Source organism: Streptomyces sp. NPDC002742 (assembly GCF_042888885.1).
GTDB lineage: Bacteria > Actinomycetota > Actinomycetes > Streptomycetales > Streptomycetaceae > Streptomyces.
In genome coordinates this window covers 293,887-313,265 of sequence record NZ_JBIAQF010000001.1, presented here as the reverse complement: position 1 = coordinate 313,265, position 19,379 = coordinate 293,887, and the positions used below count along the sequence as shown (strand labels likewise).

20 protein-coding genes are annotated in these 19,379 nt (G+C 71.5%); 10 read left to right on the top strand and 10 right to left on the bottom strand.

The window, feature by feature from the left end; genetic code table 11:
* The first annotated feature begins 76 nt into the window (after positions 1 to 76).
* The gene (locus tag ACFYW8_RS01365; RefSeq protein WP_389065654.1) at positions 77 to 1,426 is read left to right on the top strand and encodes a GH25 family lysozyme; all 1,350 of its coding nucleotides are present in this window, start codon (positions 77 to 79) and stop codon (positions 1,424 to 1,426) included.
* Positions 1,427 to 1,690: 264 nt separating this feature from the next.
* Here the strand turns inward: ACFYW8_RS01365 and ACFYW8_RS01360 are convergent, their stop codons facing one another.
* Entirely contained in the window at positions 1,691 to 2,854 is a 1,164-nt protein-coding gene (locus ACFYW8_RS01360; protein WP_389065650.1) for a helix-turn-helix domain-containing protein, read from the bottom strand.
* A gap of 452 nt (positions 2,855 to 3,306) precedes the next feature.
* Here ACFYW8_RS01360 and ACFYW8_RS01355 point away from each other — a divergent pair, with 452 nt between their 5' ends.
* Entirely contained in the window at positions 3,307 to 4,473 is a 1,167-nt protein-coding gene (locus tag ACFYW8_RS01355) for a hypothetical protein (protein WP_389065646.1), read from the top strand.
* 264 nt (positions 4,474 to 4,737) lie between these two features.
* Here ACFYW8_RS01355 and ACFYW8_RS01350 read toward each other — a convergent pair whose 3' ends face one another.
* The 6 genes from ACFYW8_RS01350 to ACFYW8_RS01325 all read right to left on the bottom strand — a co-directional run bounded on the left by ACFYW8_RS01350 (position 4,738) and on the right by ACFYW8_RS01325 (position 7,527).
* A complete protein-coding gene (locus ACFYW8_RS01350; RefSeq protein WP_365873582.1) occupies positions 4,738 to 5,343 on the bottom strand; it encodes a GPP34 family phosphoprotein in 606 nt (201 codons plus the stop codon).
* A gap of 149 nt (positions 5,344 to 5,492) precedes the next feature.
* Positions 5,493 to 5,696 (bottom strand): hypothetical protein, encoded by a 204-nt coding sequence (locus tag ACFYW8_RS01345; RefSeq protein WP_389065638.1) that lies wholly within the window; start codon positions 5,694 to 5,696, stop codon positions 5,493 to 5,495.
* A 156-nt stretch (positions 5,697 to 5,852) separates the two neighbouring features.
* On the bottom strand, positions 5,853 to 5,975 hold the full coding sequence (ykgO, locus tag ACFYW8_RS01340; RefSeq protein ID WP_355856900.1) for a type B 50S ribosomal protein L36: 123 nt from the start codon (positions 5,973 to 5,975) through the stop codon (positions 5,853 to 5,855).
* 41 nt (positions 5,976 to 6,016) lie between these two features.
* On the bottom strand, positions 6,017 to 6,277 hold the full coding sequence (locus ACFYW8_RS01335) for a type B 50S ribosomal protein L31 (protein WP_389065630.1): 261 nt from the start codon (positions 6,275 to 6,277) through the stop codon (positions 6,017 to 6,019).
* Between the two features lie 76 nt (positions 6,278 to 6,353).
* The gene (rpmG, locus tag ACFYW8_RS01330) at positions 6,354 to 6,518 is read right to left on the bottom strand and encodes a 50S ribosomal protein L33 (RefSeq protein ID WP_261706245.1); all 165 of its coding nucleotides are present in this window, start codon (positions 6,516 to 6,518) and stop codon (positions 6,354 to 6,356) included.
* Positions 6,519 to 7,119: 601 nt separating this feature from the next.
* Entirely contained in the window at positions 7,120 to 7,527 is a 408-nt protein-coding gene (locus ACFYW8_RS01325; RefSeq protein WP_365873575.1) for a DUF4232 domain-containing protein, read from the bottom strand.
* On the opposite strand from ACFYW8_RS01325, the gene ACFYW8_RS01320 reads away from it, so the two are divergent.
* From ACFYW8_RS01320 to ACFYW8_RS01300, 5 genes are all read left to right on the top strand, one after another.
* Positions 7,526 to 7,858, top strand: a complete 333-nt coding sequence (locus ACFYW8_RS01320) for a hypothetical protein (protein ID WP_389065623.1) — start codon at positions 7,526 to 7,528, stop codon at positions 7,856 to 7,858. The genes ACFYW8_RS01325 and ACFYW8_RS01320 overlap by 2 nt on opposite strands.
* A 610-nt stretch (positions 7,859 to 8,468) precedes the next feature.
* Complete coding sequence (locus tag ACFYW8_RS01315; protein WP_389065619.1) at positions 8,469 to 9,173, top strand: response regulator transcription factor; 705 nt, start codon at positions 8,469 to 8,471, stop codon at positions 9,171 to 9,173.
* Entirely contained in the window at positions 9,170 to 10,660 is a 1,491-nt protein-coding gene (locus tag ACFYW8_RS01310; protein WP_389065615.1) for a sensor histidine kinase, read from the top strand. Before ACFYW8_RS01315 ends, ACFYW8_RS01310 begins: the two co-directional genes overlap by 4 nt.
* Before the next feature lie 48 nt (positions 10,661 to 10,708).
* The gene (locus ACFYW8_RS01305; RefSeq protein ID WP_389065611.1) at positions 10,709 to 11,140 is read left to right on the top strand and encodes a hypothetical protein; all 432 of its coding nucleotides are present in this window, start codon (positions 10,709 to 10,711) and stop codon (positions 11,138 to 11,140) included.
* Positions 11,140 to 11,334: a hypothetical protein gene (locus ACFYW8_RS01300; RefSeq protein WP_389065606.1), complete on the top strand. Its 195-nt coding sequence runs from the start codon at positions 11,140 to 11,142 to the stop codon at positions 11,332 to 11,334. Before ACFYW8_RS01305 ends, ACFYW8_RS01300 begins: the two co-directional genes overlap by 1 nt.
* Positions 11,335 to 11,419: 85 nt before the next feature.
* On the opposite strand, the gene ACFYW8_RS01295 is transcribed toward ACFYW8_RS01300, so the two are convergent.
* Positions 11,420 to 12,109, bottom strand: a complete 690-nt coding sequence (locus ACFYW8_RS01295) for a class I SAM-dependent methyltransferase (protein ID WP_389065600.1) — start codon at positions 12,107 to 12,109, stop codon at positions 11,420 to 11,422.
* 91 nt (positions 12,110 to 12,200) lie between these two features.
* Between ACFYW8_RS01295 and ACFYW8_RS01290 the strand changes: the two genes are divergently transcribed.
* On the top strand, positions 12,201 to 12,887 hold the full coding sequence (locus ACFYW8_RS01290; protein WP_389065596.1) for a TetR/AcrR family transcriptional regulator: 687 nt from the start codon (positions 12,201 to 12,203) through the stop codon (positions 12,885 to 12,887).
* Positions 12,888 to 13,162: 275 nt separating this feature from the next.
* Entirely contained in the window at positions 13,163 to 15,595 is a 2,433-nt protein-coding gene (locus tag ACFYW8_RS01285) for a SpoIIE family protein phosphatase (protein WP_389065592.1), read from the top strand.
* A 49-nt stretch (positions 15,596 to 15,644) separates the two neighbouring features.
* Here the strand turns inward: ACFYW8_RS01285 and ACFYW8_RS01280 are convergent, their stop codons facing one another.
* Positions 15,645 to 16,886 (bottom strand): NAD(P)/FAD-dependent oxidoreductase, encoded by a 1,242-nt coding sequence (locus ACFYW8_RS01280; protein WP_389065587.1) that lies wholly within the window; start codon positions 16,884 to 16,886, stop codon positions 15,645 to 15,647.
* Positions 16,887 to 17,559: 673 nt separating this feature from the next.
* Positions 17,560 to 17,907, bottom strand: a complete 348-nt coding sequence (locus ACFYW8_RS01275) for a PRC-barrel domain containing protein (RefSeq protein ID WP_365873555.1) — start codon at positions 17,905 to 17,907, stop codon at positions 17,560 to 17,562.
* 747 nt (positions 17,908 to 18,654) lie between these two features.
* On the opposite strand from ACFYW8_RS01275, the gene ACFYW8_RS01270 reads away from it, so the two are divergent.
* Positions 18,655 to 19,194 (top strand): hypothetical protein, encoded by a 540-nt coding sequence (locus ACFYW8_RS01270; RefSeq protein ID WP_389065581.1) that lies wholly within the window; start codon positions 18,655 to 18,657, stop codon positions 19,192 to 19,194.
* The last annotated feature ends 185 nt before the right edge of the window (positions 19,195 to 19,379 follow it).

Below are 19,379 nucleotides of genomic sequence, written 5' to 3'. Positions count from 1 at the left end.
TCCGGCCTTCGCGACAGCCGCTGCCAACATGGCGCTGCCGGGAGTTCCCGGCGACTCACATGATGGGGGAACACAGATGGGACGAAGGACGCTCCTGCGGGGTCTGACCCTCGCCGTGGCAGCGGTCCTGCCCGTGTGCGGGCCGACGGCGGTACAGGCGGCGGAATCCGCGGCCACCGCGGCGGTCGCGGTCTGCGGGCACACGAGCGCACAGCCCACGCTGCAGCGGGGATCGACGGGGGACCCGGCGGTCGAGGCGCAGTGCGAACTCAATCTGGCGACGAAGCCGAGCCGGTACACGCCGATCGCGGCGGACGGCTCGTTCGGGGCCGGGACGGAGACGCGCGTCAAGGAGTTCCAGCGGTGCGCGGGCCTGGGAGCGGACGGTGTGCTCGGCCCGGGGACCTGGACGGCGCTGAACATCTGGGCCGCACACCCGCACACCTGCTCGACCCAGGGCACGTCGAGCGCCGCGCAGACGACCGTGTGCGGCCACACCGACGCGCGGCCGACGCTGCAACAGGGCGCGAAGGGCACCGAGGTCAAGGAGTTGCAGTGCCGTCTGAACCTGGCCATGGACGCGTTCCACTATCCGCCGCTGACGATCGACGGAGACTTCGGGGGCGGGACCGCGTCCCGGGTCATCGAGCTGCAGCAATGCGCCGACCTCAGCGCCGACGGCGTGGTGGGCCCGAACACCTGGGCGAAATTGGTGGACTGGTCCAGCCGTAACACGTACTGCACGCCACCGCGCCCGGTCGGCTATCCGATCGACGGCCTGGACACGGCCAAGTACCAGCACCCGGACGGCGCGCCGATCGACTGGAAGGCCGTGCGGGCCTCGGGTGCCGAGTTCGCGACGGTCAAGGCCACCCGGGGCATGAACGTCACCGACGAATACCTCGCCGCCGACCTCGAGGGGGCCTGGGCCGCAGGGCTGGCCGTCGCGCCCTACCACTTCTACACGGGCACGTCGTCCGACACGGGTGCCGCGCAGGCCGACCGGTTCATCGCCGCGGTGCGGACGACCGGCTACACCGGGCAGCGCGCGGGCGACCTGCCGCCGATATTCGACCTGGAACGCATGGACGACGGCAGTGGGCGCTGCCCCACCTACGGCACGGTGGCCGACGCCAAGGCCTGGCTCGACCGGGTGGAATCCGCCTTCGGCCGCGTCCCGATGATCTACACCCAGAAGTCCTTCCTGGACGACTGCCTGGGTTCGACCACGGCCTTCGCCCGGTATCCGCTGCAACTCGCGGACTACCGCCAGTCGATCACCCAGCCGCCACTGCCGGACGGCTCGACGACCTGGGCCATGTGGCAGTACACCGACGCCGCGATCTTCCCGGGCATCCAGGCACCGGCGACCGGGGACGTGTTCAACGGCACCCAGGCGGATCTGGACCGGCTGGCCAACCGGTGACCCGGGACCTGCCGAGAAGGATTCCCACGCCCCTGCGGTTCGCACGCGCGTCCCTGGTCGCCGCGCTCGGCGCGCCGGGTCCACGCCCATGACACCGACGTGCACGACGTGACGTTCCACGGTCGACCACCAGCACGTCGACAGCAGGGCCGGCCTCGGCCGCGCCTGGTGGTGGGAGGACGGCACGATCTGACGCCGCCGGGGGCGGGGGCGGGAACCGGAGCTCCCGGGTAGCGCTGCGGCGGTACCCGGGGGCTCCGGGCCTCAGCTCTTCGGTCCGTCCTTCAACGCCGCCCCGCAGGAGGGCCAGTCGTGGAAGTCGTGCCGGGCGCTCCACAGCCGGTGGGCCGCCTTGATGTTCCACTCCGGATCGAACGCCCGCAGCGGCGTGCCGTCGAGCTCCCGCAGGCGGGCGTCGGAGATCTGGAACACACCCCAGTTGCGGCTGCCGTTGGTGTTGGGCAGCACCCACAGCGGGTCGAGGAACGACGCACAGCGGGCGATGGCCACCGCGGCGTCGGGATCCTCCACGAACACCTCACGGATCCGGTTCGCCACCCTGGCCTGCGACCAGGTCGACATGCTCACCTTCTGCGCGACGAGCTCGTCCTTGGTGGCCTCGTCGACCGCACTGCTGGCCGGTACTCCCGCCAGCACCTGGAACGCGGTCAGTTGGCGCAGGGTCTCCGGACCGAAGTCCCCGTCGACGGCGAGTCTGCCCTTCGCCCGCACCAACAGCTTCTGGAGCTCACGCACGCACTCGTCGTGCTGCCCCATGCTCACCGACTTGCAGGCGGAGGAGTACAGCAGGCTGTCGCCTTCCCCGGGTGAGGCACCGAGGGGGCCGCTGCCGGGCATCCACACGAAGCCGGCCACCAGGACCACCGTGACCGCGGCGGCCAGTACCACCAACCGCGAGGACCATTTCTCGGGCACCCGGGGCCGTCGCGGTGTCCCGGTCTCGACGGGGGTGATCTCCGACGGGGTGACGTCGTCCGGTCCGGGGCTCGCCTGGGCGTGCACCACGGGCTCGTCGGGCCCGCGATTCGCCTGCGCGGGCATGAGAGGTTCGTCCGGACCCGGAGCCGGAGCCGACGCCGAAGCTGGTGTCTGTGTCTGTGCCTGTGCCGGCGCTGGTGCCTGTGCCGGGTTGTCCTTGGCGGTCACGGCCGGTGCGTCCCGGTCGGTGTCCGCCAGCGCCCACAGCCGGTGGAGTTCGCGAAGTTCCTCCGCGCCGGCACCGCACACCTTGGCGAAGGCGTGTACCGCCCGGTAGTCCGCGGGAACGCTGAGGCCGGAGCAGTACCGATGCAGACTGGAACCGCTGACGCCCGCTTCCTTGCCGAGACGGTCGTAACCCCGGCCGCTGCGGTCCTTCAGCATCCGAAGGTACGCGGCGAACTTTTCGGCATGCGGAGAGGCAACCACACAACCACCCTTGCTCAAGCCTCTACTGACGGGTAGAAGCTACACCGCCGAAAGGGGTAGGTACGCCCTTTCGCTGCCACAGAGTGATCACCAGTGACCCTTCTACTGGCGACATTTGACAAAAAGTCACCGACTGTCGCCTGGCTTCGTGTGCCTCTCCCCGCTTTGCGGACCCCGCCGTCCCGGCCGCGCACCAGGCGGGCGCTCTCGCCGTCACCGCAGGCCACGCGCATGTCGGGAACCCGGCCACCGGGACCATCCGGCGAGCCCCTTCAGCGACACGCGCCCCGTTCACATCCTTCGCAATGACCTCAATACGGCCAATCGTCAACGAAATGCGCATAGTCACTCGATGGCGGAGGTCCGTGATCCTAGGGGGCCTCGGCTCCCGGCTCGCGGCCAAAGGTGACCATACTGGGAGGGCACACCACACCCCACCAGCAAAGTGACTCATGCCGAAGTCCTCCACAGACCGTCCCACCGCCCCGGAAACAGTCTGGCTGGCCGCCGGGCGCCATAGCGGCCCCGCTCCGCAGAAGGCTCTCCGGGAGCATCTGCGGGAACTGAAGAACAGCGCACGGATCCAGGACTTCCTGGAGAAGGAGAACACCGCGACGCCGGACGGTCACGTCTTCGAGGCGCGCTGGTTCGTCGACGACGACGTCACGGTGCGGGCGAGGCTCGTCACCGACGGACGTGAGGAGGTGGACGGCGAGCGGCGCTGGACCCTTGCGGCCGAGGCGGAACGGCCCTGGGATCCCGGGTGGCCCTCCCCTGCCGCCCTGCTCTGGCCCGAGCAGGACGACTTCTCCTGGGATCGTGACGCCGCGGCCGGGCTGCGGCTCCAGGACATCAACCCGCTGCCGAAGGACGACGCGGCACTGCGCCGCCTGATCAAGGACAGCGCCCGGCGCAGCTGGAGCATCAACGTCGTCGTGCACGAGGCCATGACGCCCGACGCCGACGGCCGCCTGCCGCTGGCCCGGCTGCTGCCGCCCGCCCTGCGGCATCGCGTCGTGGAACACCGCGCCACGCCCGAGCAGTTCCACGCGGTCAACTGGGCCCTCGGCGACCTCGGGACGTCCGTGCCGCGTGGCGGGGCCGTCATCCTGTCCGGCACACCCGCCCGGGTGGGCTTCGACGAGCAGGCCTTCAGGGTGCGCAGTGTCTTCCTCGACGGCTCCGAACCGACGGAACTCCTGGACAAAATCGTACAGTTCGCGGCGCTGCCCTGGCCGCTGCCGGACGACGCTGCGGCGGTCCTCACCGCGCTCCGCGAGGACTGGCACCTGCTGACCCTCGAAGAGGAACTCGCCCACGCGCGCGCCCTGGTGACCTCGTACTCCGAAGCCCTCGACGCCATGACCAAGTCGCGCGACCTGTACCGCGAGGCGACCGAACTCGCCCACGCGGCGCTCGCCGAGATGGCCGAGTACCGCGACGCGGCGTCCGCCGTGCGGGGTACCGCGCAGGGATCATCGGGACAGGACAAACATCCGCTGTCCAAGACCCTCCAGCGCGTGACGGACTCGCTGCTGTCCCGGCGGGCGCCACGCGTCGACGCCCGTCTCCAGGAAGCACGCGAGAGCGAGGAACGGGCCCGCGAGGCTTCCGGGTGACCCCTGTGGGCAGGGAACGGCGCGCCCGCCGATCCGAAGCGGCGCGCGCCTCACCGACTCGCGCCCGCCCGCCTTCGTACCGTCGGACCCGATCCCCATACGGTCGGACCGGCTGCCGTACGGTCGGAGCGGCTCCTCGTGCTGTCGGACCGGCCACGCGTACCGCGTCGGACCCGCCCCACGCGCAGCTTTCCGTCAGGTGCCCCGCGCGGGATCTGCCGGGCGCCCCGCGGGAGTTCCGTCACGCGGCCCGCACGCGTTCCGTCAGGCGCCCCGCCAGATGTTGGCGAACGCCGCGTTCTCGATGGCCCGGCGCTGGCGCACGGCTTCCAGTTCCATCACCGCGTCGTGCACGGCGACCAGGACGGTCGTCACCGCCTCGTCCTCGACGGCCGGGCTGTCCTCGGTCTGCTCGGCGGGGATCCCGACGACCGCGGCGAGCGCGGCGAGGACGGGCTCGTCCGCGGCCCAGCGGTGCATCGCCCGGCTGCGGGCCGGTGAGTCCACCAGCTCCACGCGGTTGGCGCCGAACGGCAGTCGGCCCCGCCGTTGCCGGGTCAGCTGACCCGCCTGCTCCAGATCGCTCTGATAGGCCGCCGACAGGTCGCGGCCCCTGCGCCACAGCCAGTCCTCGACCCGCTCGTAGGGGACCTGTCGCACGAGCGAGGACGCCGCCTCGCCCAGAAGACGGTCGTCCGTCGCCGGCTGTCTCGCCGGCACCATCCGGTCACCGTCCAGTGTGACGACCTCGCCGGCGACGAGATCGATCACCTCCGCTCCGGCGAGGACGAGTGACAGGTCGCCCTGCCCGACAGGACGTTCCGGCTCCTTGTCCATCGTGATGATGAACAAGTCCCTGGCCGTGGTCACGAACGGCTCCCTTCGGAGTACTTCGCCCGGCGCGACCGTCACGCATCGGATCCAACACATCCACCGCACCGCCGTCCTCGGGCAAACCGGTCGCCCGCGGAGAAGAGGCACGTCACCATCGTGATCGTAACTCCCGACGGGCCGGCGCGTCAGTGAGCCGCGGGCTGCGCCGGCAGGTTGAAGACATGCTGCGGCGTGACGATCTTCGTGATCGCGTCTCCGAAGGGGGCGCCGGGCTCCGAACCCTTGTAGTCGATGTCGGTGTTCAGCAGCACGACTTGGGTCGCCTTGGCCGGCGGGAAGTAGACGGTCAGCGACTCGTGACCCGCCAGGGGCGGTTGTGTCCGCCCCATCTCTGGACGTCGGAGATGCCGAGGCCGTAGCCGGCTCCCGGGATGGGGTTCGGGGGCGTGGTGAGCCGCTGCTTCTGAGTGTCGGGGCTGATCATGGTGCTGCCGGCCGGCGCGCGGGGCGCCGGCCGGACCGGATGTCCATCACTTGATACGCCGTCAGCCCTGGCGGGCCTTGAGGCGCGGGTTCTTCTTGTTCACGACGAAGACCACGCCGCGCCTACGGACCACCTGGGCCCCGGGCTTGGTCTTCAGTGAGCGCAGTGAGTTGCGTACCTTCATGGCTCTGTTCTCCTCCTGCCGAACTCGGCGTGCTCCGGCGTTCAGGGCCGGTTCGACGCCGTGCGGCCGTAACGGCGCTCGAAGCGCTCCACCCGGCCGGCGGTGTCCAGGACCCGCTCGGTCCCGGTGTAGAACGGGTGGCTCGCCGACGAGATCTCGACGTCGATGAGCGGATGGACGGCGCCGTCCTCCCACTCGATCGTCCTGGCCGGGTGCGCGGTGGATCGCGTCAGAAAGGCGACGCCGGCGGCACGGTCCCGGAAGACGACCGGGCGCGATTCGGGGTGAATGCCGGTCCTCATGCTGTTCCCTCCTCGGTTACGGCAGGTACTTTCGCCGATACGCCGGGTACGCCTGCCAGGTGCGCCCGGCGTGGGGTCAGCGCTCCTCCCGGAACGCGACGTGCTTTCCCGCCAGCGGGTCGTACTTCCGCAGGACGAGCCGGTCGGGGTCGTTCCCGCGGTTCTTGCGCGTCACATACGTGGCGCCGGTCCCGGCCGTCGACCTCAGTGTGACGACGGGGCGCGCGGTACTGCGTGCCATGAGGCCCTCCTTCGCCCACCACACGCGAGCCGTGACTCGCGCATGCCAATCAGTTACGTGAGCTGTAACAGCACACCCGGCGTCCGCATTCCCGGGCCCCGCACGTGGCAGGCGACACGCCACAGGCCTCATCCGACCCGCGGCACGCGGCACGCGGCACGCGGTCGTACGCGACACGCGAGACACGGCATGCAGCCCGTCGCCCCGGCGTGGCCACACCTCGCGTACGGCCCCGATCAGCGTGAGCGCGAGCGCGAGCGGGTCCACGTCGGCGTCCGGTCGATACGGCCGAGGAGGCCCGACCTGAGCCATAGGTCCAGGCTGAGCCTGTGCCATAGGTCAGGCCGGGCCGGTGCTTCCGGTTCCCACCCGCAGTGCCACGAAGGGCGCGGCTCCTTACCGGCAGCCTACGGACGGCTTCTCCGGACACCGCCCGCTGCCGCTCGCCCGCGCGGGGCCGGCCCCGGCCCTCGATGCCGACCCCGTACTGATCCCGGCACCGGTCCAGGGGTACCGGTCAGCCGACTGCGGTCAGCCGGCTCCGGTCCCGCTCCTGGTGTGTGGTCGCCGGCTCGCGGCGGTGACAGCACCCCGGTGGTGGTCAGGAAGGCTTCGTCGCGGTGACGGCGGTGACCGTCGCCGTGTCGTCGCACTCGGCCAACACGCCGTCTTCCAGGGCCAGTTGGTGCGCTCCGCCGGAGGGGAGAGCCACTACCAGGGTCGGGTAGGTGACCGGCGTCGCCCCGGACACGCAGTAGCCGTCGCCCTCACCCTGGACCTGGACGAACGTCACCTTGACCCAGGCCTTCGCGGCGGGTGCGAGCACCACCTCGGGCGCGGAGCCCGTCGGGGTCACGGCCAGCGGGTGGTTCTTCTCGGGGGTTCCGTTGGCCGCCCCCGCCACCGTCGGATACCCCTGGACGGCACACGACGCTCCGGACATGTTGGTGAACTCGACGATCGCCGCGCCGGTTCCGGTGCCCTTGGGCCGTACATCGGCCTGGTACATGAACGCCTTGAGGGACTTCCCGGCACACGACTTCGTCCTCGGAGCCGGGGTCGCGGTGGCGGACGCCGAAACCGGCGTCTTGGGAGTGGAGCCGCCCGCGGGCTTGGCCGAGCTTCCCGCCCCGCCTGACGACGTGGCCGGCGTCGGTGAGCCCGCCGACGAGCCCCCCGACGAGTCCCCGGACGAAGCCGTCGGCCCGGCCGTCCCGCCCGACGGAGAAGCGGTGGAGCCCGCGGCGTCCGCGCCCGGCTGGCACGCGGTCATGAGAAGTGTGGCCGCCGACAGGGTCGCCATCGCCAGAGCGGCTCCGCGGACACGCGACCCGAAGTGAATCCCGTACTGCATGAAGTCCCCCGATTGAGATGTTCAGGCGCCGGTCGCTCACCGGCGCTCGCCGCTAGAGATCGCCGAGCGGCTTCCCGTGGTTCACCCGTGCACGGGGCTGTGACATGACGGTGACGGGGCGGGTACGGACCGCTTGGGGCGGCGGGCCGGATTCCAGGGTGCTCGCGGAGGCCGTCGACGCATCGGCCATTGCCGCGCCGTCGTTCCCGCACCCGGTCAGCGAAGCGCACAGGAGTCCCGTGCACACCACCGCGATGACGTGGCCTCGAATGCCCTTGGGCATTCGTCTGGGCTTTGACACTCGGCCGTTCTTGGGCACTCGGCCGTTCTCGGGCATTCTTCGAACACGCGTCATGGCGGGCATGACACTCCCCTCCCCACACCGGGCCACTCCCCCACGAGCGCCCAGGACATGCGGGACATTACGCCGCAAGGTCGCCCCCTTACCTGCCACAAAGTCCTTCGTTACCGTTTCGTGCCTGCCCGCGGCGCCACGGAGGGGGAGCGCGCGAGTCCGTCGACGAAGCGGCTGGTGCACCATGGGCGACGAAACAGGCCGGCCGACCGGCCTGTTCCTCCGAGCTGGGGTGTGGGTGATGGGCGGAGATCGGGGCCGGATCCTTGTCGTCGACGACGACGCGGCGATACGACGGTCACTCGAACGCGGTCTGCGACTGGGCGGTTTCACGGTGGACCTCGCCGACGGCGGCCGGCCCGCGCTGGCCGTGGCCCGGCGGACACCGCCGGACGCGATCGTGCTGGACATCTCGATGCCCGACCTCAGCGGCATCGAGGTGTGCCGGACGCTGCGCGCGGAGGACAACGACGTACCGGTCCTGATGCTCTCGGCGCTCGACGAGACCGTTGACCGGATCGCGGGGCTGCAGGCAGGTGGGGACGACTACCTGGTGAAGCCGTTCGCCCTGCAGGAGTTGGTGCTCCGGCTCCAGGCTCTGTTGCGGCGCCGGCCGCCGAAAGACACCGACACCGTACGGGTGGGCGGGTTGTCGCTGGATCCCTCGGCCCGCGTTGTCAGCCTGGACGGGCGACAACTGGAGCTGACACGACGTGAGTTCGAGCTGCTGCACGTCCTGGCGCGCAACGCGGGCATCGTGCTCAGCCGTGATCAGCTCCTCGACCGGGTCTGGGGCTACGACTTCGACGTGCGCACCGACGCGGTGGACACGTTCGTGAGTTACCTGCGACGCAAGCTGGAGGCACCGGGCCGTCCCCGGATCATCCACACCGTACGAGGAGTGGGCTTCGTGCTGCGTGACGACGGGCCGGAGGCCGGACGATGAGGCTCTCCACCCGCATCGCGCTCGCCGTCGGCGCGACCGTGCCGATCCTGGTGCTGGCCACCGGCTGGCTGCTGCTGCGGCTGGTCGCGGCCGATCTGCACGACCAGCAGGACGCGCACCTGCGGCAGAGCGCGGCGGCCGTGGCGAAGGACGCCCGCGGGCTGCTGCGCGCGAGCGCCGCCGACCGGTCGGCGGCGGTGGAACAGGCCCGTGAGCGGCGGCTGTTCACCTCCGCTCTGGACGTCGGTGTACGGCTGACCGGTCCCGGCGGGACCTTCGTGGGCGGCCCGCAGCCGGAGCAGGGAGTGCCGCTTCCCGCGAGCACGCCGGTGCCGGTCACCCTGCGGGCGGGCGGGGACACCTGGCGGGTTCTGTCGACGCGGGTGTCCGGTGGGCGGCCCGGAGTGCGCGGCACGCTCTGGCTGTTCGCGCCCGACACCGCCGCGGACACCCAACTGCGCCTGGTGCGCAGGCGCGTGGTGTCGGTGGCGCTGCTCGCCGCGCCGTTGTCCGGGCTGCTGGCGGGGGCGGTGGCCGGGCGGGCGAGCCGGCCGCTCAGGCGGCTGCGGAACAGTGCGAGCGGTCTGGATCCGCGGACCAGCGCCGCCCGCCTCGACCACACGCCGGCCCGGATCGCCGAGGTCGACGATCTGGCGCACACCCTCCAGACCGTCCTGAGCCGCTACGACGAACAGGCCGCGAGGACCGAGGAGGCGCTCGCCACCGCCCGTTCCTTCGCCTCGGCCGCCGCACACGAACTGCGCACCCCGCTGATGAGCATGCAGACCAATCTGGAGATCCTCAGCGAGCATCCGGCCCTTCCCGCCCCCGACCGCGACGAGGTCCTCGACGACCTGCACCGCGAACACGCCCGGCTGCTGGGGCTGTTGGTCATGCTGCGCGAGCTCGGCCGCGGTGACCTGGTCGAGGCGGACGCCTTCGGTCCGGTGGACCTCGCGGACGTGGTCGAGGCGAGCGTGCGGGAGCAGCGGCGGCGTCATCCCCTCGCGCACATCGCGGGGGACTGTCCGCCCGGGCTGCGGGTGTACGGCTGGGAGCCCGGACTGCGCACGGTCCTGGACAATCTCCTGATCAACGCGCTGGTGCACGGCGGCCGTACGGACGGCCGTCCCGCGCACGTCGGCGTCACGCTGCGCGCGAGCGGCGACCACGCCGTCCTGTTCGTCGACGACCAGGGGCCGGGCATCGCGCCCGAGCGCCGCGCGGAGGTCTTCGAACGGTTCGAGCGGCGCCCGGACAGTCCGGGTTCGGGCCTCGGACTCACCCTGGTCGCCCAGCAGATCGACCTGCACCGGGGCCGTATCCGCGTCCTCGACGCGCCGGGGGGAACGGGGACCCGGTTCGAGGTCGTGCTCCCGCTCCTGGGCGGCGGGGCCGACACGGAGGCGACGCTCCCCCTGCAGCGCAACTGGATGATCACGACCGCCGGTGTCCTGCCACAAGAATTCCACAAAGAGGACTCCTAGCTTTCCGGACGTGCGGGCAACCGCCCCCGGAACGAAGAGGAGTTCAGCATGTCTAGTACGTCGAGGACGCGGACGCCGGCGGCATCGAGGACCAGGACGACCGTCGTCTCGCTGATGGCGGTCGGCGCGCTGCTCGGCGCCGCGGGCGCCGCGTCGGCCGACGGCGGCGGGTCGCAGCCGTCGGGCGCGCCGACGGGTGACGGCGCGAAGGCGATCTGCAAGCGCGCGCCGAAGATCGGCAAACGGATCGACCGCATTCTGGAGCGGCTGAACGGGGACGCCTCGCAGCGCGGCTCCGTCGCCCGTCTTGAACAGCGCGTGGCCAACGCCAAGTCCGCCGGGCACACGCAGATCGAGACGTACCTCAACGACCGGCTCACCTTCCGGCGTTCACTCGTCCCGACCCTGGAGGGCCGCCAGAAGGACCTGGCGGACGTCAACAAGTGGTGCGCGAGCCACGACAACGGAGCCAACTCCTGATGCGCGCAAGGAACCTGGCCCTCGCCCTCGCCGCGACCGCGCTGCTCCTGACCGCGTGCGGCGGCCCCACCGACGCCACGAACGCCCCCGCCTCGCCCGGCCCGGCCTCGACGGACCTCGCCCATCTGCAGAAGATGGTCGACGGCGCGGAGTCCGCGGCGAGTTCCGCCGAGTCGGACATGGCCAAGGACTAGTCGTCGTCGTCCGCCCCGGCGGTGTGCGGGAGTTCACGCGGCCGGGGCGTTCGGGGCGGCGGCCGCTCACGCGGGCCGACCGGTCCTAACCCAGTGGTTCCTTGGGCTTCTCGGGCAGCGGACGTACGCCCTGGACGTACGTCAGCCACGGGCGGACGTCGCCGCTCCCCCGTAGCTCGAAGCCCGCGCCGGTGACGAAGTCGTCCAGCAGGTCGGTCCGGTTGTGGGACATGGCGTGCCCCAGGCCGCCGTGCACCAGATGTCGCCCGACGGCGCTCCTCGGCGGCCGGAACTCGACGACCAGCAGTCGTCCGCCGGGCCGCAGGACGCGCCACATCTCCGAGAGGGCCGCCGGCCGGAGCTCTTCCGGCAGGTGGTGCAGCATCAAGCTGGTGACGACGGTGTCGAACGACCCGTCCGGCAGGTCGAGGGCCTCCGCGACCCCTTCCCGGTACGTGCACGCGGCGCCCCGTCCGGCCCTGTTCCTGCGCCGCGCGTAGGCGAGCACCGAGGGCGACGGATCCACTCCCGTCACCGTCCCCTCCGGTCCGACGGCGGCGGCCATGCGCCGGGTCAGGTACCCGGTGCCACAGCCCACGTCGAGCACCCGGTCCCCGGTCTCGGCCCCGCTCAGCACGGCCAGACGGGAGAAGGCGCGGTTCCGCCGACCCGCGAAACAGAACGCGCCACACAGTTCGTAGGTGCGTGGGGCTCCGATCGTCACCCCTGGGGTGTCCGCGTGCGGTTTTCCCTGCATGAGACGCCCGATGGACATGGCGGCCACACTCCTTAACTTAGCGATGACTAAGTACGGTCTCAACTTAGTCCCGACTAAGAAAACCCGCAAGGGGCCTACGATGGCGTGTGTGACCGGCACCGAGAAGACCCCCGCCCGCCAGGGCAAGGCCCGTACCCGCACCCGGATGCCCGCCGCCGAGCGGCGCGCCTCGATCCTGGCCGCGGCCACCGAGGTCTTCTCCGAGACCGGCTACGAGCGGGGCAAGGTGTCCGACATCGCCCGGCGCGTCGGGGTCACGGAACCGGTGGTCTTCCAGAACTTCGGCTCCAAGTCGGCCCTCTACCAGGCCGCCCTGGACCATGTGACCAGCGCTGTGACCGCCCTGCTGACCGAGGCCGCCGACACCGGACGCCCGGTCCCCGAAGTGCTGGCCGCCTTCCTGGACCCGGCCCACATGGACCGCTTCCACCAGCGCGGCGCCCACGGTTTCCTCTTCGCCGACGCGGCGGCCCTCGCCCACGACCCGGCCCTCGGCGAGGCGGCCCGGCACATCCACCAGAACTTCGCCGAGGCCCTCGCGGGCTTGCTGCGCCGCGGACAGAGTGCCGGTGACATCCGCGACGACATCAGCGCGGACACCGCCGCCTGGTGGCTGATCTCGCTGCTCGCCGGACGCCCGCTGCGCACCTCGGTGATGCCGGACCGGGCCGCCGTGGAGGCCCAATTGACCGACTTGGCACTGCGGTCACTGCTGCCCCCGGGTGACGCGAACGCCCCGGAACACCAGGAAGGCGATCAACCGCCCGGCGCGTGACACGGGAGTCTCAGTGCGTATCCCCGTTCCCGGAGCACGCGCGGGAAGCTTCGCCAGCACGCCCGGCCACGTCGCCCTCACGCCCGGCCACATGGCCTTCCGGCGCCCGCCACGCCCGGCCGCATCGCCCTCGGGCCCGGCCCCGCCGTAGAATTATGACTTTGCGGACCAAAAAGGACATGGTTCGCGAGAAGACCTCCTCCGGTGATTCAGCCGTCGAAGTCGTCCCATGACGCGGGGGTACCCAGCCGGACGCACAGCAGAGGTGATTTCCGGTGACTGGTGCTACTCCGCTGATGGTCGTGGACGGCTCGGGCGTCGTCGTCAGATGGAGTCGCAGAGCCCGCGAGATCTGGCTGCGGTCGGACTCCGAGGCCGTGGGACGAACGGCCCTGACCATGGTCGCGCCCGACACCGGGGACACCGGCACCGGGGACACCGGCACCAGCGACTCCGGCAACGGCGACTCCGGGCAAGGCACGGGCGCAGGCACGGGCGCAGGCACCGGCACCGGCACCGGCACCGGCACCGGCACTCAACCCGGATCCGGCCCCCTGGTCATCCATGACGTCGGCGGAAACCCGGTCGATCTCCGCGTCAAGGTGGTACCGCTCTCCGACGGCGCGGTCGCGTGGGGTGTCTTCGAAGCGGACGGCGCGGCCCCCGAGGGCACACGGACCGCGGTGTTCGACATTCTGCGCGCCAACACGCACGAGGCGTTCTTCGTCCTGGACTCCGAGTTGCGCGTGCTCAGCGTCAACGAAGCGGCCTGCGCGCTGTGCGACCTCAAGGCGGACAAGGCCCTCGACCGCCCGGTGGCCGATGTGTGCCGTCCCTCGCGTCGACAGGAATTCGAAGGCGTCCTGCGGGGCGTACTCACCGGCGACACGTCCGTCACCGACTACGTCGTACGGCTCGGCCCACTGGACGACTCGTCGCCGGAACGCTTCGCGAAGCTCTCGGCGTTCCCGCTGAACAACGCGCGCGGCCTGGTCGTCTCCATGACCGAGGTCACGCAGACCATGCGGACCACGAGGCGCCTGGAGGCGCTCGGTTCGGTGCGGGAGCGGGTGGGGCGAAGCCTGGACGTCGTCACGACCTGCCAGGAACTGGTGGACGCGCTGGTGCCCGGCTTCGCCGACATAGCGGTGGTCGAAGTGGTCGACGCGGTGGTACGGGGCGAGGATCCTCCCCTCAGCCCGCTCGGGCGGGACATCCCGCTGCGCCGCGCCGCCTTCCGCAACGGGACGCCCTCACTCATGGCGCAGGCCTACCCCGTGGGCGACGTACGCGCCCTACCGACGCCGACGCCGTATTCACAGGTACTCAGCGATCTCGAACCGCGCGCCGTCGCACTGGACAGCGGCACCCCCTGGCTCGACGCCGATCCGGAGCGGGCCCGCGCCATCCGCGCCTCCGGCGCCCGCCTGCTGCTCACCGCCCCGCTGGCGCTGCGGGGCGCCGTGCTCGGACTCCTGAACCTCTACCGCGTACGGCCGAGCGACGCCTTCGACGAGAACGACGTCTCCGTCGCCCACGAACTGGCCACGCACACCGCGCTCAGTCTCGACAACGCCCGCCGTTACACCCACGAGCACACGGTCGCGGCGGCTCTGCAACGCCACCTGCTGCCGCCGGAGCCTCCCTCGCAGACAGCCATCGAATTCGCGCCGCTGCACGTCCCGGCCGCGGCGGGAGCGGGCACGTGGTACGACGCCTTCGGTCTGCCGGGCGCTCGCACCGCCATGGCGATCGGTGAGGTCAGCGGGAGCGGCATCGACGCCGCGACCACCATGGGGCAGCTCCGGACGGTGATCCACTCGCTCGCCGCGCTCGACCTGGAACCCGACGAACTGCTCGCCCGCCTCAACGACGCGGTCGTACGGCTCGCCCACGAGCGGGCGGCCCTGCCACCGAGCGATCCACTGCACCAGCAGCCGCTCAGCGCGAGCTGCGTCTACGCGGTCCACGACCCGCTCCACGGGATCTGCGTCATGGCCTCCGCCGGTCATCCCGCGCCCGTCGTCGCTCATCCCGGTGGTGTCGTGCACATGCCGGAGATTCCCGCGGGCCCTGCCCTGGGCAGCCGGGACGGAGCCCCCTTCGCCACCGCCTCCGTCCCCATGCCCGACGGCAGCGTTCTCGCACTGCGGACCACGTCGTTCCCTGTCTCCGACGGCTCGGACGGGGACCGGTCGAACCCGCTGCGGGAAGCGCTGAGCCGGCTGGACCGCCCGCTGCGGGACGTGCGGGACGACATTCTGTACAGGTTGCGCGACACCTCGGGCCATCGCGATGTCCTTCTCCTGCTGGCCCGCACCCGCGCCTTTCCGCCGGATCAGGTGGCCACCTGGACCCTGGACTCCGTCCCCGCCGCGGCCGCGGCAGCCCGGCACCACGCCCGAATACGGCTCGGGATGTGGCGCGTGAGCGAAGAGACCGCCTTCGCCACCGAGTTGATAGTCAGCGAGCTGGTGACCAACGCCCTGCGGTACGGAGCGCCACCGATCCGGTTGCGCCTCATCAAGGACTCGACACTCACCTGCGAGGTCGACGACGCCGGCGGAGCGGCTCCGCGCCTGCGCCACGCCCGCACGGTCGACGAAGGCGGACGCGGCCTGTTCATCTGCGCGCAGATGAGCCACAACTGGGGCATCCGCTACTCCGCACAGGGCAAGACGATCTGGACCGAACAGACGCTGCCCTAGAGGCAGTTGTTCGGATCACGCCCCAGACGGGGGCTTCGCGGCGGCCCGTCTACCGCGCCAGATCGCTCGCGACCTCGCGCGCCGCGCGGGCGCCCGACGCCAGAGCACCCTGCACCGAGCCCGTGGCCCGGTGGTCCCCGCACACATAGCGGCCCGGGGCCACACGGGCGGTCCGGCAGAGGGGCTGCGGGGGCGGCATCGCCGGCAGGGCGTCGGGAACGGTGCGGACCGTCAGCAGGTCCCAGCCCGCCGTGTCGGTGCCGTACACCTCGGCGAGCGCCTCGCGCAGCCATACCTCCCGGCCCTCCCGATCGTGCCCGAGGACCGAGGTGGCGATCAGCGACATCCCCGGCGGGGCGTAGCCGCGGACCACCTCGCTCAGTACGCAGGTATTGAGGAAACGCCTCCTCGTGTCCGTCAGCAGGATGGGTTCGGCCAGCGGGGAACGGGTCGCGGCGTGGTAGTACGTCGTCACGACGCGGTAGGGCGGAAGATCCAGCCCGGGCAGCAGACGGGCGGCGGGGCCCGGCCCCGTGGCCACCACCACGACCCGCGCGGCGAGTTCGTCTCCGGCGTCCAGTTCGACCCCGTCGTCCGTGAGCCGCGCGACCGGGGTACCCAGGCGTACGGCGTCCCGGGGCAGCGCCTCGGCCAGCAGACGCGGCACCGCCCCGATGCCGGCGCCGGGCAGGCACAGGGTGCCGCGCAGCAGGCTGCGCCAGACGAGATGGAACACCCGGCCCGAGGTCTCCAGCTGGTCCTCCAGGAAGACACCCGAGAGGAAGGGCCGGAAGAACCGCTCGACGAACTCCTCGGAGAATCCGGCCGCGGCCAGCGCGGTACGTGTCGTACGGTCCTCCCCGCGCTTGAGCGATCGTGCGGGAGCGAGCATGTCCCGGCCGGACAGGGCGGCCAGCGCGATCAGGTCACGGGTTCCCGCGAGCCGCCCCGGACGCAGGTCGCCGAGGCGTCGTGGGCCTCGGGTGGGGTCGCTGAAGCGCAGCGGGCCGCCCTCCGTGTGAACGAGGATGCCGGGCGTGAAGGGCCGCAGTCCCAGGTCGCGCAGCGCGAGCCGGCGCCGGACCTGCGGATAGGACGTGTTGAAGACCTGGAAGCCCCGGTCGACGACGAACCCTTCGTGCGGGTCGGAGCGCATCCGGCCGCCCACTCCGTCCGACGCTTCGAGAACGCGGACTCCGAAACCGTACCCGGCGAGATCGCGGGCACAGGCCAGACCGGCGAGCCCGCCGCCGACGACCAGGACATCGGACACGCCGCGTTTCGCGGTCATGGGCACCATCCTCCGAGCAGCCGGTCCGTCCGGGCGCCGGTGAGCGCGCCGGGGTGGTCCGGGCGCGGGCCGACGGCCCCGCGCCGTCGCACGCGCCCTCCCGAACCGATCTTCCCCTCGGGCGCGCCGGGCGGATGCGGGGCCACGCCGGAAGACGGTGCCGCGTGCCGCATGCCGCATGCCGCGGGCTACGGGCTCCGGGCTCCGGGCTCCGGGCTCCGGGGCTGTGCGTCGCACGGCGCGGGCCCCGGGGGCTCCGGGCTCCGGGGCTGTGCGTCGCACGGCGCGGGCCCCGGGGGCTCCGGGTGCCTTGGCGGCTCCGGCAGCTCCGGCGGCCCTGGCAGCTCCAGCAGCTCCAGCAGCTCCAGCAGCTCCAGCAGCTCCAGCAGCGGAACAATTCGTGGCGGTCGGCCGTTCAATGGAGTGTGGCGCGGAGGGGACAGTGTTCCCCGGGCCTCCCCACAGCACACGGGGATGATCGTCCGGCTGAAGCCCCGTTGCGGCTTCGCCTGGCGGCGACCGCCCTCCGCACACCGCATGAACGGCCCCGGCTGGTCTCCCCCGTCCAGCCGGGGTCCCTTATCGTGGCGCGCCGCATTTCCATGGCGCCCGGCAGCGGCGAAAACCGCCGGTGCCGCCCGGAATACGGGCGGAACCGGCGGTTCCCGTCACGTCAGTGGCCGGAGCCGTAATGGCCGCCGAGCTGGTCGCGGTAATGCGGATCTCCGAGATGCTTTTCCTTGTCGAATTCCGGTGCCGACTTGATCTCGTCCTTGGTCCGGGCGACGTGCACGGTCTTGTCCTCGTGGCTGATCGATGTGATCGTGCCGGCGGGCAGCAGAACCTCCTTGCCGAAGATCCAGACGCCCGTGTCGACGACGATGTACTGAGAACCGACCTCGTCGGAGTGCTTGTCGACCTTCCCGATGTGACCGTCGGTCGCTTCCACCCGGTAGCCGGTGAGATCGTCGTCGGCCGTGTGACCGCTGGTCGGTCCGTAACCCCACAGGTTCTCGTTCACGAAGAAGTCCTCCACTCGTCCGCGGATGCGCGCCGCAGTTCACATGGGTATGCGGGTGCGCGCTTCGATGACCGGACCACGGTCACCTTTTCCTCGGTGTGTTTTCCGCTGAAGGCCGACGGGTGTCCCTTTCCGGGCCGCCGACACCCGATCCCCGGAAATTCCTCGAATTCCCCTCGAGGGCGTCGACACCACGGGGCTTCACCCCCGCGCCCACCTCAGGATCCGGCCCCGAGAGAACGCGGCGGATCCGGCCCGGAGAGGACGCGGCGGCCCCGCCTCGCGGTCCCGGGGGGAGTGGAATCACGGGCGGGGCCGAGAGCTCGCGGCTGCCGGGGAGGCATCCACGAGCGGTCTGCGACTCCTGGTGCCCACGTTCCCCCGGTTCACGCACGGGTGTTCGTGACGGGCAACGAGGTACAGCCGGGGAAAGCGTGGGCTCGGCCTGAAAAGACCGGATTGGCCGGTTCGACGGCAGCGGACCGTGCACCGGTGAGCGGTGTGCGGAGCGCCGTGCGTCCGGTATCCGCCAATAGCAGTGAGCACGACCGCGCGACCGTCCGATGCCGCCTCGCACCACCGCGCCGTTTCTCCGACTCCGCATCGCCGTGCGGGAACCGGGGAGAGGGCCGCTCCGCACCACCCCTTCCCCGCTCCCTACGGGACATCCGCTTCCGGCCGGACGTCACCCTCCGTGTCCGCCCCCGGGCAGACGGTGCCTTCGCCGCTTGCCTAGCCTCCCGGGCCATGCGATCAACACAGCTGAGACGTCTCGGCCTCGCCCCCGCCCTCGCCTTCGTCCTCGCGTTCGCCCTCGCCCTGTTCGGCCCGGCCCCCGTCGCGAGCGCGACCGACCCGGCTCCGGCCGACCTGACGTTCACCACGGACAGCGCGACGGTCCTCCCCGGCGGCACGGTGAACCTGTCGATGACGATCACCAACCACAGGACGTACGACGTCTGGTTCGTCTACCAGACGATCGAGCCGACCTGGCTGACAACCCAGCGTCCCGACCTGAAGTACGCCTTCACGGGCTGCACCCTGGCCTCGGCCACCGGCGGCGTTCCGTGTTCGGGTACGGGCCCCACCGACCTCGGCCCGAACTACGGGTCCACCATCCCGCCCGGCGAGAGCCGAACCGTCACGCTCGGCCTCCAGGTCGCCGCCGACTCCGGCTGCAACGGCAACATCGGCTTCTACTCGTACTACTACGCCGAGTTCAGCGACAGCACGAACACCAACGGCGGTCCGGTGTACACCCCCGAGGCCCGGGTGCTCTGCGCCTGACCGGAACGGACAGACGCCACCCGGCACCCGGCACCCGGCACAGAGCACACCGGAAATCCGACGAGTCTTCGGCGGGGCGGGGGGGGGGCGGCCCGGGGGGGGGGGCGCCGGGGCCGGGCCCCCCCCCGAAAGTTTCACTCGGGGGCGCGGGGAGGCACCCCTAGGCCTACACCCCGCCCGTCGCG

Bases quoted from the DNA above. Each gene is read 5' to 3' on its own strand.
- ACFYW8_RS01365 (WP_389065654.1), top strand. From the start codon at position 77: ATGGGACGAAGGACGCTCCTGCGGGGTCTGACCCTCGCCGTGGCAGCG.
- ACFYW8_RS01355 (WP_389065646.1), top strand. From the start codon at position 3,307: ATGCCGAAGTCCTCCACAGACCGTCCCACCGCCCCGGAAACAGTCTGG.
- ACFYW8_RS01345 (WP_389065638.1), bottom strand. From the start codon at position 5,696: ATGGGGCGGACACAACCGCCCCTGGCGGGTCACGAGTCGCTGACCGTC.
- ykgO (WP_355856900.1), bottom strand. From the start codon at position 5,975: ATGAAGGTACGCAACTCACTGCGCTCACTGAAGACCAAGCCCGGGGCC.
- ACFYW8_RS01335 (WP_389065630.1), bottom strand. From the start codon at position 6,277: ATGAGGACCGGCATTCACCCCGAATCGCGCCCGGTCGTCTTCCGGGAC.
- rpmG (WP_261706245.1), bottom strand. From the start codon at position 6,518: ATGGCACGCAGTACCGCGCGCCCCGTCGTCACACTGAGGTCGACGGCC.
- ACFYW8_RS01320 (WP_389065623.1), top strand. From the start codon at position 7,526: ATGAACGCCTTGAGGGACTTCCCGGCACACGACTTCGTCCTCGGAGCC.
- ACFYW8_RS01325 (WP_365873575.1), bottom strand. From the start codon at position 7,527: ATGTACCAGGCCGATGTACGGCCCAAGGGCACCGGAACCGGCGCGGCG.
- ACFYW8_RS01315 (WP_389065619.1), top strand. From the start codon at position 8,469: ATGGGCGGAGATCGGGGCCGGATCCTTGTCGTCGACGACGACGCGGCG.
- ACFYW8_RS01310 (WP_389065615.1), top strand. From the start codon at position 9,170: ATGAGGCTCTCCACCCGCATCGCGCTCGCCGTCGGCGCGACCGTGCCG.
- ACFYW8_RS01305 (WP_389065611.1), top strand. From the start codon at position 10,709: ATGTCTAGTACGTCGAGGACGCGGACGCCGGCGGCATCGAGGACCAGG.
- ACFYW8_RS01300 (WP_389065606.1), top strand. From the start codon at position 11,140: ATGCGCGCAAGGAACCTGGCCCTCGCCCTCGCCGCGACCGCGCTGCTC.
- ACFYW8_RS01295 (WP_389065600.1), bottom strand. From the start codon at position 12,109: ATGTCCATCGGGCGTCTCATGCAGGGAAAACCGCACGCGGACACCCCA.
- ACFYW8_RS01280 (WP_389065587.1), bottom strand. From the start codon at position 16,886: ATGACCGCGAAACGCGGCGTGTCCGATGTCCTGGTCGTCGGCGGCGGG.
- ACFYW8_RS01270 (WP_389065581.1), top strand. From the start codon at position 18,655: ATGCGATCAACACAGCTGAGACGTCTCGGCCTCGCCCCCGCCCTCGCC.